The 9337-nt window shown below is 72.5% G+C and carries 12 protein-coding genes; 5 read left to right on the forward strand and 7 right to left on the reverse strand.

Features of this window, described 5'->3' with window-relative positions; translation table 11 throughout:
* Window positions 1–5: 5 nt before the first annotated feature.
* The gene (gene ubiX, locus FM069_RS19530) at window positions 6–638 is read left to right on the forward strand and encodes a flavin prenyltransferase UbiX (protein ID WP_143490091.1); all 633 of its coding nucleotides are present in this window, start codon (window positions 6–8) and stop codon (window positions 636–638) included.
* Window positions 635–922 carry a YceK/YidQ family lipoprotein gene (locus FM069_RS19535; RefSeq protein WP_143490092.1) on the forward strand — a complete coding sequence of 96 codons (288 nt, stop codon included), beginning with the start codon at window positions 635–637 and terminating at the stop codon, window positions 920–922. The genes ubiX and FM069_RS19535 overlap by 4 nt, the downstream gene beginning before the upstream one ends.
* A gap of 59 nt (window positions 923–981) precedes the next feature.
* On the opposite strand, the gene FM069_RS19540 is transcribed toward FM069_RS19535, so the two are convergent.
* The 5 genes from FM069_RS19540 to FM069_RS19560 all read right to left on the reverse strand — a co-directional run bounded on the left by FM069_RS19540 (window position 982) and on the right by FM069_RS19560 (window position 5376).
* Window positions 982–1449 (reverse strand): YbaK/EbsC family protein, encoded by a 468-nt coding sequence (locus tag FM069_RS19540; protein WP_143490093.1) that lies wholly within the window; start codon window positions 1447–1449, stop codon window positions 982–984.
* A 70-nt stretch (window positions 1450–1519) separates the two neighbouring features.
* Window positions 1520–2386 carry an MBL fold metallo-hydrolase gene (locus FM069_RS19545; protein WP_143490094.1) on the reverse strand — a complete coding sequence of 289 codons (867 nt, stop codon included), beginning with the start codon at window positions 2384–2386 and terminating at the stop codon, window positions 1520–1522.
* A 48-nt stretch (window positions 2387–2434) separates the two neighbouring features.
* Window positions 2435–3076, reverse strand: coding sequence for an oxidoreductase (locus FM069_RS19550; protein WP_143490095.1), 642 nt, complete (start codon window positions 3074–3076; stop codon window positions 2435–2437).
* Window positions 3077–3100: 24 nt separating this feature from the next.
* Window positions 3101–4828 (reverse strand): C13 family peptidase, encoded by a 1728-nt coding sequence (locus tag FM069_RS19555; protein ID WP_143490096.1) that lies wholly within the window; start codon window positions 4826–4828, stop codon window positions 3101–3103.
* A 92-nt stretch (window positions 4829–4920) separates the two neighbouring features.
* On the reverse strand, window positions 4921–5376 hold the full coding sequence (locus tag FM069_RS19560; RefSeq protein ID WP_143490097.1) for a MaoC family dehydratase: 456 nt from the start codon (window positions 5374–5376) through the stop codon (window positions 4921–4923).
* A 193-nt stretch (window positions 5377–5569) separates the two neighbouring features.
* On the opposite strand from FM069_RS19560, the gene FM069_RS19565 reads away from it, so the two are divergent.
* Genes FM069_RS19565 through FM069_RS19575 form a run of 3 tightly spaced genes read left to right on the forward strand, consistent with a single transcriptional unit; the run spans window position 5570 to window position 7259 of the window.
* Window positions 5570–5932 carry a CidA/LrgA family protein gene (locus tag FM069_RS19565; protein ID WP_143490098.1) on the forward strand — a complete coding sequence of 121 codons (363 nt, stop codon included), beginning with the start codon at window positions 5570–5572 and terminating at the stop codon, window positions 5930–5932.
* Window positions 5929–6645, forward strand: a complete 717-nt coding sequence (locus tag FM069_RS19570) for an LrgB family protein (protein ID WP_143490099.1) — start codon at window positions 5929–5931, stop codon at window positions 6643–6645. Before FM069_RS19565 ends, FM069_RS19570 begins: the two co-directional genes overlap by 4 nt.
* A 23-nt stretch (window positions 6646–6668) precedes the next feature.
* Complete coding sequence (locus FM069_RS19575) at window positions 6669–7259, forward strand: LON peptidase substrate-binding domain-containing protein (protein WP_143490100.1); 591 nt, start codon at window positions 6669–6671, stop codon at window positions 7257–7259.
* Between the two features lie 55 nt (window positions 7260–7314).
* Here the strand turns inward: FM069_RS19575 and FM069_RS19580 are convergent, their stop codons facing one another.
* Window positions 7315–8634 carry a bifunctional DedA family/phosphatase PAP2 family protein gene (locus FM069_RS19580; protein WP_143490101.1) on the reverse strand — a complete coding sequence of 440 codons (1320 nt, stop codon included), beginning with the start codon at window positions 8632–8634 and terminating at the stop codon, window positions 7315–7317.
* The gene (locus FM069_RS19585; protein WP_143490104.1) at window positions 8631–9305 is read right to left on the reverse strand and encodes a DNA-3-methyladenine glycosylase; all 675 of its coding nucleotides are present in this window, start codon (window positions 9303–9305) and stop codon (window positions 8631–8633) included. The genes FM069_RS19580 and FM069_RS19585 overlap by 4 nt, the downstream gene beginning before the upstream one ends.
* Window positions 9306–9337: the final 32 nt, after the last annotated feature.

A 9337-nucleotide genomic window follows, 5' to 3' on the forward strand; every position in this document is an offset into this window, starting at 1 on the left:
TGTCCATGAGCGGCCCCGAGCGCGTCACCCTGGCCATGACCGGTGCCTCCGGCGCCCCCTACGGCCTGCGCCTGCTGGACTGCCTGGTGCAGGAGGAGCGGGAGGTGCACTTCCTGATCTCCAAGGCGGCGCAACTGGTGCTGGCCACCGAGACCGACGTCAGCCTGCCGGCCAAGCCCCAGGCCATGCAGGCGTTCCTCAGCGAGTACACCGGCGCGGCGCCGGGGCAGATCCGCGTGTACGGCAAGGAAGACTGGATGGCGCCGCCGGCCTCCGGCTCCGGCGCGCCAGGCGCCATGGTGGTAGTGCCCTGTTCCACCGGTACCCTGTCGGCCATCGCCTGCGGCGCCAGCAACAACCTGATCGAGCGGGCCGCCGACGTGGCCCTGAAGGAGCGCCGGCCGCTGATCCTGGTGCCGCGGGAAGCGCCGTACTCCGCGATTCACCTGGAGAACATGCTCAGGCTGACCCAGTTGGGCGCGGTGATCCTGCCGGCCTCGCCGGGCTTCTACCACCAGCCGCGCACGGTCGACGACCTGGTGGACTTCATCGTGGCGCGCATCCTCAACCTGCTGGGCATTCCCCAGGACATGCTGCCGCGCTGGGGCGAGCATCACCTCGGGGGCAGCGAGGAGTGACCGCGCGGGGCGCCGGGCCGCTGCTGGCGCTGACCCTCGCCCTGGACGGTTGCGCCAGCGTGCGCATGCTGGATGCCGACCACGCCGACGCGCCGCTGCTCTACGCCGGCACCCGCCTGGACCATTACGCCCTGCAGGGCGGTTGCTGCTCCCAGGCGCGCTTCGGTGCGCAGCCGCCCGCCCATCCGGGGCTCGACCTGCCGGCCAGCGTACTACTGGACACGCTGCTGGCACCCTTCGCCCTGGCCGCCGAGCTGGGTATCGGCCTGGGCGTGCGCAACTGAGCGCGCGGCGGCGCCGGCCGGTCGCCTATCCCGGGCAGTTTCCGTAGCGGCCCCAGGCGTCAGACCAGATCCTGGCAAACATCTACCCACTGCGCATCCACCAGCGCCGCCAGGCGCGCCGTGCCGATGCGCACCGCGCTGTGCACCGCGCCCGCCGCCGGCACCACCTCGTCGAAGGCTTGCAGGGACTGGTCGCAATAGACCGGAAGCGAGGTGGCCAGGCCGAACGGGCAGACCCCGCCCACCGGGTGGCCGGTGAGGGCCTGGACTGTCTCGGCGTCCAGCAGCCTGGGTTTGCTGCCGAAGGCCTGCTTGAACTTGCGATTGTCGATCCGCGCATCGCCCCGCGCCACCACCAGCAGCACCCGCTCGCCGACGCGGAACGCCAGGGTCTTGGCGATCCGCCCGGGCTCGACGCCATGGGCGTCGGCCGCCAGGGCCACGGTGGCGGTGCTGGTGTCGAGTTCGATGACGGCGATGTCGGGGGCATGTTCGGCGAAGAAGGCGCGTACGGATTCGAGGCTCACGGGGACGGTCTCCGGGCGGAAACCGCCATCCTCGGCCGTGGCCTTCGCCAGCGTCAACCCGGCGCCGGCGCTACTCGGCCAGGTCGCGCACCTGGGCCAGGGGCTGCGCCAGGACGAAGCGGCCGCCGGCCTCGCGCTGCAGCCGACCGAGGGCGATCTGCGGGTCATGGGTGAACACCAGGCGCCCGCCACGGACCAGCAGGTCGTACAGCAGCGCCTGCTTCTCGTCGATCAGGCCTTCGGGGAAGCGGTCGTAGCCCATGGTGATGGGCAGGTGCAGCCAGGCGGCGCCGGGCACCAGGTCGCCAGCGAACAGCACCGGCCCGCCAGGCATGGCGACTTCTGGCAACAGCTGCCCCGGGGTGTGGCCGTCGCTCCAGTGCAGGCGCCAGTCGGGGCCGAGGGTGGCCGAGGTCGCGTCCTCGTCCAGCAGTTCCAGGCGGCCGCTGGCCTCCAGCAGGTCCAGCAGTTCGGGGATGTAGGAGGCGCGGTCGCGGGAATGGGGCTGGCGGGCGCGCTGCCACTGGCGGCGGCCTGTGACGAAGCGGGCGTGGGGGAACAGCAAGCGCGCCGGCTGGCCCTCGCGCCAGGCTTCCAGCAGGCCACCGGCATGGTCGAAGTGCAAGTGGGTGAGCAGCACCACGTCGATATCGGCGTCGCTCAGGCCCACCTCGGCCAGGCTGTCCAGCAGCACGTGGCGGTCTTCCTGGACGCCGAAGCGGCGCTTCAGCTCGGGGCTGAAGAACGCGCCGATTCCGGTCTCCACCAGCACGTTGCGCTCCGCCTCGCGCACCAGCAGCGCGCGGCAGCCCAGGTCGATGCGGTTTTCAGTGTCCGGCGCCAGCCAGCGCGCCCATAGCGCCCGGGGCGCGTTGCCGAACATGGCGCCGCCGTCGAGCTTCTGGCTGTTGCCGGCGAGGGTGGTGAGGGTGCGCATGGGGCTTCCTTGGCGGCGAAAACGCCGAGGATAGCGGAAGCCGCCGGTTCAGCGGCCCAGCTTGCGCAACTCGTCGGACTCCACCACCCGGGTGCCGGTGCTTTCTTCCAGGGCCAGGCGCCAGAGCGCGCGGGCCAGTACCGCCACCTCGATGCCCTGGTACTTGCCCGGCAGCAGCTTGCTGAAGGGCGCGGCGAGGCGTTCCCCCAGGCGCGGCTCGTCCCGCGGCCCCAGCAGCAGGGACGGCCGCGCCAGGGTCAGCTGCGGCCAGTTCTGGGCGCGCAGCGCCTCTTCCAGCTCGCCCTTCACCCGGCTGTAGAACACCGAGGCCTTGGGGTCGGCGCCCACCGCGCTGATCACCAGCAGGTGACGGGCCCCCAGTTCCCGGGCGCGGCGGGCGAAGGCCAGCACCAAGTCATGGTCGACGGCGCGGAACGCGGCCTCCGAGCCCGCCTGCTTGAGGGTGGTGCCCAGGCAGCAGAACGCGGTGTCCACCGGCCCCGCCAACTGCGGCAGCAACGCCGCCAGCTCACCCACCGGGTTCTCCAGGTGCGGGTGCTCGGCGAGGGGGCGCCGGGTGGGGGCCAGGACGCGGGTCACGGTGGGTTCGTCGAGGAGTCGGTCGAGCAGATGCTCGCCGGTCAGGCCGGTGGCGCCGGCGAGCAGGATGTGCTGGGGCGTCAGGTGCATGGTGAGGTCTCCGCCGGTCTCGGCTCAGGGTGTCGTAGACGCTTGGACCGCACCGTCCTGCGCGTGTGCGGCCGATGCGCGCGCGGCCTGCTGCGCCCGCAGGGCGCGCCACTGCCCGAGCACCGCCAGCGGCGCCCAGAGCTGCGGTTCCGAGGGGGCGAAACCCTGGGCCTTTTCCCGCTCGGCGACGGTGGCCTTGGCCAGGGCGAAGGCCTGCTCCAGGTCGTCGGTCTGGTTCAGCGCCTCGGCGAACAGCGCACGGCCGAAGTAGGTGAAGTCGTTCTCGTCGGAGCAGCCGAAGGAGACCCGGTCCGCCCGCGAGGCGGTCATCACCAGGGTCTTGTCGTCCTTCAGCGCCGGCAGGAAACCGCCGGAATAGCAGGCGGAAATGACCACCACCTTGTACCGCTCCTTGAGGGGCGCCAGGACCTGCGCCAGTTGCCAGGCCGGCAGGTCGCCCAGGGCCAGGCCGGGCTGGCGCAGGCTGAGTTCGTGCTGGGCGGAGCCGTGGCTGGTGAAGTAGAGGAAGACCAGGTCCTCCGGGCCGCTGCGCTCGGCCAGGGCGCGTACCGCCCGGGCCAGGCTCTCGCGGGTGGCCATGGGCCGGTCGGCCAGGTGGTCGCGCTGGTTGACCAGGGTGATCCGCCCGCGGGCGCCGAAGCGCTCGCCCAGCAGGGTGGCGACGTAGTCGGCCTCACGCATGAACACGCGCTGCTGGCCGTCGCCGCCCAGGGTCAGGGCGTAGAGTTCCTTGGCCGGGGTCGAGACGGGCAGCGCGGCCAGGGCTTCGTCGAGCAGGCGGCCCTGCTCCAGCAGGCCGACTTCCAGCGGGTCCGGCACCGCGTCGCCGCTGGCGTCGCGCACGCGCGTGCCGCGCCGCCAATGGCCGTCCTCCAGGCGGCCGTCGGCCAGGCGCAGGCGCCCCTCGCCGTCGTAGCGACCGTAGGCGAAGCGGCCCTCGTAGACGCTGCCGTCCGGCTGTTGCAGGCGGCCCTTGCCGTGGAAGCGGAACTGCCTGAATGCGCCGTGGTAGGCACTGCCGTCGCTGCCGCGGTAGTCGCCCTCGGTCAGCTCACCCTGGACGAAACGGCCGCTCCAGACCGCGCCCTGGCCGTCCTCGTAGCGGCCCTTGCCGTGGAACTGATCATCCTTGAATTCGCCGCTGTAGCGGTCGCCGTCGCGACCCACGTAGGTGCCTTCGCCGTTCAGCCCGCCGCGGGTGAAGCGCCCGCTGCTCTGGTTGCCCTCGGCGTCCACGCGCACCCCTTCGCCCGCCGGCTCGCCCTTGGCGAAGCGGCCCTGGAAGCTGCCGCCGTCGGCGGTCTCCAGGCGGCCCAGGCCATGGTAGCGGTCGTCCTTGAACTGGCCGCGGTAACGCCCGCCGCCAAGCAGGGTCAGGCTGCCCTCGCCGGACATCCGGCCCTGCTCGAAATGACCGTCGTAGGTGCTGCCATCGGCGTAGTGCAAGGTGCCGGGACCCTGGAACGCGCCGCGGTGGAAGTCGCCGGCATAGCGCTCGCCCGCGGCGCCCCGCCATTCGCCGGGGCCTTCCAGCAGGCCGTCCTTGAACGACCCGCGGAATACGCTGCCGTCGGGGTAGTCGAGGCGGCCCTCGCCCTGCAGCAGGCCCGCCACCACCTGGCCGTGGTAGACGGCGCCATCCGGCAACCGGGCGTCCGGCGGCGTCAGCGGCTGGCCGTCGCCGCAGGCAGCCAGCAGCAGGGCGAAGGAGAGGGGAAGCAGCTGGCGCATGGCGGACGTCCGGGTCGGTGCGGGCGCGCCAGTAAAGCGCAGCCGGCCGGCGCGGTGCAAACCGCTCGGCGGCCGCGCGCGTCAGCCCAGGGTCAGACGAAGCACAGGCTCAGGGTCTCGGCCACGTAGGCGGGCTTCTCCTGACCCTCGATCTCCAGGGTGGCGCGGGCCTTGAGCAGCCACTGGCCGGGCTTCTTTTCGAAGACATCCAGCAGCTCCAGCCCCAGGCGCACCCGGGACCCCACCGCCACCGGCTGGATGAAGCGCACGCTGTCCAGGCCGTAGTTGACCGCCATCTTCAGGCCCTCGGGGCGCGGCAGCAGGTCGGCGCTGAGGGTCGGCACCAGGGATAGGGACAGGAAGCCGTGGGCGATGGTGCCGCCGAACGGGGTCTGCCGCGCCCGCTCCGGGTCGATGTGGATGAACTGGTGGTCGCCGGTGCAGTCGGCGAAGCGGTCCACCCGCTGCTGGTCGATGGTCAGCCACTCGGAGTGGCCCAGGTCCTTGCCGATGTAGTCCTTGAGCGCGTCGACCGGTACGGAAGGCATGGCAGTGTCCTCTGAATAGGGGTGTCGGAAGGGCCGGCTCGCGGCCGGTCCCGACAGGTCAGCACGCTGGGGGCGGTGCGGCAAGCGTGCGCGCCGCCGCGAATACCCCGTCATAGCGGCGACGGGGTGCGACCGGCCGGTCGCCCACGGGCCTGTGCCTATAATGGGCGCCCGTTCCGCCGGAGACCTTTCCATGCTGCTACGTGGCCTGACCTGGCTGGTGCTGTTCCAGTTGCTCGGCACCGGTCTGAATGTCCTGCTCCTGCCCATGCTGCCGGGGCCGATCATCGGCCTGCTGCTGTTGTTCGGCGCGCTGCTGGCCCGCGGCGGCGTGGACGACGCCCTGAGCCTGGCGGCCGGCAACCTGCTGCGCTACCTGCCGCTGCTGCTGATCCCCCCGGCGGTGGGGGTGATGGTCTACGCCGAGGCGATCCGGGCGGAATTCTGGGCACTGCTGGGGGCGCTGGTGCTGCCACTGCTGCTGGCGTTCTTCGGCACCGGGTTGCTGATGCAGAAGCTGATCGAGCGCCAGGCGCGCCGCCGGAGCGCGCCATGACTCCCCACTGGCAGGCCGCCTGGCAGGCCATCGTCCATCACCCGCTGTTCGGCTTCGCCATCACCCTGGGTGCCTACCAGCTGGCCCTGGCCGCCTACGAGAAGACCCGCTGGATGCTGCTGCAGCCGGTGCTGGTCTCGGTGCTGATCCTGGTGGGCGTGCTGCTGATCTGCGGCATCGACTACGACGAGTACCGCCGCAGTACCACCCTGCTGAGCCTGTTCCTTGGCCCCGCCACCGTGGCCCTGGCGGTGCCGCTGTACCTCAACCTGCGGCGTATCCGCCAACTGCTCTGGCCGATCCTCCTGAGCCTGACGGCCGGCGGCCTGCTGGCCACCGCCTCGGTAGCGGCGCTGGCCTGGTCGCTCGGCATCGAGCGAACCCTGGCCATGACCCTGTTGCCGAAATCGGTGACCTCGCCCATCGCCATGCTGGTGGCCGAGCAGATAGGCGGGGTCGCGCCCCTGGCGGCGGTGTTCGTGCTGATCACCGGGATGCTCGGGGCGATCCTGGGGCCGGAGTGCCTGCGCCGGCTGGGGGTCGTGCACCCGGCCGCCCAGGGCCTGGCCCTGGGCCTGAGTGCTCACGCCGTGGGCACCGCCCGGGCGCTGCAGGAAGGCGAGGAATGCGGCGCCTTCGCTGCCATGGCCATGAGCCTGATGGGCGTGGCCACCGCGGTGCTGCTGCCGCTGGCGGTGGCCCTGGTGGCCTAGCCGCTATCACGAGGAGAAGACCGATGCAGTTGCCGCTGTTCCCCCTGGACACCGTCCTGTTCCCCGGTTGCGTGCTGGACCTGCAACTGTTCGAGGCACGTTACCTGGACATGCTCGGCCGCTGCCTGAAGCAGGGCCATGGCTTCGGCGTGGTGGCGCTGTATGCCGGCAGCGAGGTGGGCGAGGCGGCCAGCGACTTCGCCGAGGTGGGCTGCGAGGCGCTGATCCGCGACTGGCAGCAGCGCCCCAATGGCCTGCTGGGGGTGCGGGTGAAGGGCGGGCGGCGGTTGCGGGTGACCGCCAGCCAGGTGCGGCCGGATCGCGCCCTGATGGGGGACGTGGAGTGGCTGCCGGAGCCCGCCGACCTGCCTCTGGACGACGCCCACGACGACCTGCTGGCGCTGCTCGGCGCCCTGGGCGAGCACCCCATGGTGGCGGCGCTGGGCATGGACGGGGCGGTGCAGGGCCAGCGCGACCTGGCCAACCGGCTGGCCTACCTGCTGCCCTTCGAGCTGCCGCGCAAGGTGGAATTGCTGGCCCTGGACGACCCGCGGCGGAGGCTGCAGCGCCTGCAGGCCCTGCTGGAGCTGCTGCAGGGCGAGTCGTTCGGCTGAGCCGCGCCTGGCGGCCGCGTCGATGGCCTCCGGGCCGGCGGCGCCATGGCCGCCCTCAGAGCGCGCGGTAGCGCTCGATCGCCTCGGGCAGTGACCAGCCGGCGTGGATGCCCAGCAGCGCCAGGCTCAGGGGCAGGATCAGCCACCACAACCGCGCACCCAGGGCCAGCAGCGGCGCCCGGCGCTGGGCCAGGCTCAACCCGGCGGCGCAGAAGCCTCCGGCCAGCAAGGCGCCGGCGAGTACGTCGGTGGGCCAGTGCACCCCCAGGTAGACCCGCGACAGGGCGATGGCCAGGGCCGGCAGGCCGGCCAGCAGCATCCAGGCCAGGCGCATGCGCGGCGGCTGGTCGCGGCCGGCCAGCACCCCCAGGGTGAGGAAGAAGGCGAAGGCCGCGGAACTGTGGCCGCTGGGTAGGCTGAAGGTGGTCAGCGGCTCGCTGAGCACGTCCGGCCGGGTGCGGGCGAACAGTTGCTTGAGCACGCCGTTGGCCAGGGCGGTGCCCAGCAGGGCGACCCCGGCGAAACACAGGGCGCCCCAGCGCCGCGCCAGCAGCAGGATCACGCAGAGCAGTACGCCCACCGCGGTCTGCACCCGCAGGTCGCCGGCCCGGGTGATCAGCACCATGGCGCTGTCGAGGGCGGGCTGGCGGTGTTCCTGGATCAGCGTCATCAGGCCCCGGTCGAGGCTGTCCAGGTGGGTCCAGCCCAGCAGCAGCGCGGCCAGCAGGACCAGGCACAGCCCGGCGGCCAGCGGCCCGGCGCGGCGGGCGCCGCCGAGGCTGGCGTGGACCATCAGCGCCAGGGCCGCCGCCAGGGCCGCGGCGACCACGCCGGCGGCGGTCCAGAAGCCCTCCGGCAGCGGCAACCGCAGCGCGGCGCCGGCGGCCCAGCCGGGCAGGATGTAGGCCAGCGCCCAGCCGGCGGAGGCCACCAGGCTCACCGCCAGGAAGCGCGGGAAGGGCATGTCCACCATGCCCGTCACCATGGGCAGCATCGGCCGCAGCGGGCCGATGAAACGCCCCACCAGCAGGCTGGCCACGCCGTAGCGGTGAAAGTAGCGCTCGGCGCCGCCGAGCCATTCCGGGTGGTCCCGCAGCAGCGGCAGGCGGCGGATGTTCTGGTGGAAGCGCCGGCCGAGGGCGTAGGACAGCAGGTCGCCGGCCAGACCGCCGCAGTAGGCCAGCACCAGGGTTTCCCACAGCCCCAGGGCGCCGCCGCCGGCCAGCACGCTGACGGCGAACAGCAGCACGGTGCCGGGCACCACCAGGCCGGCCACCGCCAGGCATTCGGTGCAGGCGATCAGCAGCACGGCCACGCCCAGCCACTGCGGGTGGGCGCCCAGCCAGGCGGTGAGGCTGTCGAACCAGTGACTCATGGGGAAGGCTCCTGGGGCTCGATCCATCGATAGTCCCGACCTTCGACCTGACCCCGGCGCAAAGGGTTGCGCGTGCAGTGGCGGGCGCCGTCCAGGTCGACGAAGCGATAGGCCAGGTGCTCGTCGCGACCGGCCGGGATGCCCAGCCGGGTGGTCTGCACGATGCGCGCCGGGCGCAGGCCCACGTCGTCGATGAAGAACCGCGTCGGGTCGAAGCGCCGGGCGTTCCAGTCCGGCACCTTCAGGCCCAGGGCCTTGCACAGCAAGGTCTGCCCGGCGCACAGCCGCTCGGGCGGGCGCGGGTGGCCGGCCGGGGTGGGGTTGTTGCGCTGCATCGCGGCCAGGCTGTCGGCGTCGGAGACCGCGTCGACCCAGGGCAGGGCGGACTTCACTAGCACCGCGTCCCCCAGGCCGGCGTCACCGACGCTGACGTTGAGGCTGTCGCCGCCGCGGGCGTAGTACATGTAGATGTGCCCGGCGCCCATGAACATCGCCCGCCGCGACGGGGTCTCGCCCAGGGACGAGTGGCTGCCCTTTTCCTCGCGGTAGTAGGCCTCGGTCTCGATGATCCGCGCCGCCAGCCAGAGGTCGCCGACCCGGTGCCGCAGGACCTTGCCCAGCAGGTCGCGGGCCACCACCTGGGCATCGCGCGCGAAGAAGGCCGCATCCAGCGGGCGGGCGCCGGGCCAGGGCGGGGCTGTCT

The organism is Pseudomonas mangiferae (assembly GCF_007109405.1).
GTDB classification, from domain to species: Bacteria; Pseudomonadota; Gammaproteobacteria; order Pseudomonadales; family Pseudomonadaceae; genus Pseudomonas_T; species Pseudomonas_T mangiferae.